The organism is Streptomyces nanshensis, from assembly GCF_001751255.1.
GTDB classification, from domain to species: Bacteria; Actinomycetota; Actinomycetes; order Streptomycetales; family Streptomycetaceae; genus Streptomyces; species Streptomyces nanshensis_A.
Window position 1 is genome coordinate 1 of sequence record NZ_LJGW01000549.1, and the last position, 1,303, is coordinate 1,303.

The following is a 1,303-nucleotide window of genomic DNA, read 5'->3' on the forward strand; positions in this document are numbered from 1 at the left end:
TTCGTGGGCGACTGCCCACGAAGGACTCCGCCCCTCAGCGCGGTGTCGGGGGATGTTCTGGAGTACGCCTTCAGGCGCTGCCGACGGCGGTGATGGTCGCGGGCGCGGGTCCGGCAGCGGTACCGCAGTCGGGGCAGTCGGAGCGTCGGGGGTGGCGGGTCACAGTGGCCATGTCGTCGGCGTCCAGGCGCAGCAGGTTGGTGGAGTACAGGACGCCGGTCTGGTAGGGGAAGGCTCCGGTGAGGGCGGCGGTCGCGAGGTGGGCAGCCCACAGGCCGGACATGCCGGCGGTGACGGGCGAGGAGGGGTTTCCGGGGACTTTGGGGAGAGCTTTGAGGAGGTCTTCGCGGCTGGTGACCGGCTGTTGGCGGCGTTCGGCGTCGCCGAGGCGTACGCACCACCAGCAGGGGCCGGTGCCGGGCTCGTAGAGGGCGTAGCTGATTTTCAGGCCGTGGTAGCCGGTGTCGATCCAGGTCTGTCCTGTGGTGAGGCAGGCGCGGTTGACGGCGATGTGGAGGCCGGGTTCGTCGGCGCACAGCAGCAGCAGGTCGGAGTGCTGGTTGGTGAGGAGGCGTTCGAGGTGCTGCTGGGTCTTCATCCGCGCCTGTCGGCCGACGGCGGTGACATGGGGGTTGATGGCTTCGAGGTGGTCGACGGCAGAGTCGACCTTGGGCCTGCCGGTGTCGTAGCTGCGGTAGGGGGTCTGACGGCCGAGGTTGGAGACCTCGACGGTGTCGGGGTCGATGAGGTGGACGGCACCCACGCCGGAGCGCGCGAGAGCGTCGGCGGCGGCGCCGCCGGCACCGCCGACACCGAGGATGGTCACTACGGCCCGGCGCAGGGCGCGTTGGGGGTCCCACTGGCTGGTGCGTGGGTGCCGGTCGGCCCACTGGAAGAGCTGACGCGCGCGGTCGTAGCGGGCGAGTTCGTCGCGGGTGAAGTCGGCGGGCTCAGGTTCGGCGGCGTCGTAGAGGTAGCCGCCGTCGTGGAACTGGTCGATCCCGGCTTCGACGGTGTCCGGGTCGAGGTCGGGGTGGGCTTGGCGCACGGCGTCGATGGCCTGGTCCCGAGTGCGGGTGCCGTCGAGGGCGGTAGCGAGGGTCCAGACGGCGCCGGTGGGGTCGGGGATGTGGGCGGCGCGGCCGTAGAGGCCGCCGAGGCGTACGTCCCCGTCGGCTGTGCGGTAGGGGGCGAGGGCGGGTTTGATGCGCGGTCGCGCGTAGTGGTGGGTCATCGGTTCCTCCGTGGCGCCCGCGAAGGGGCTGAACGCGAAGCGGCCCGGCCCCTCGGGGGAAGAGGGGCC

General features: G+C 71.8%; 1 protein-coding gene. It reads right to left on the reverse strand.

The features are described from left to right. Nucleotides 1-70: 70 nt before the first annotated feature. A partial coding sequence (locus AN218_RS29665) for a ThiF family adenylyltransferase (protein WP_216311822.1) occupies nt 71-1,303 on the reverse strand: 1,233 nt, incomplete at its 5' end.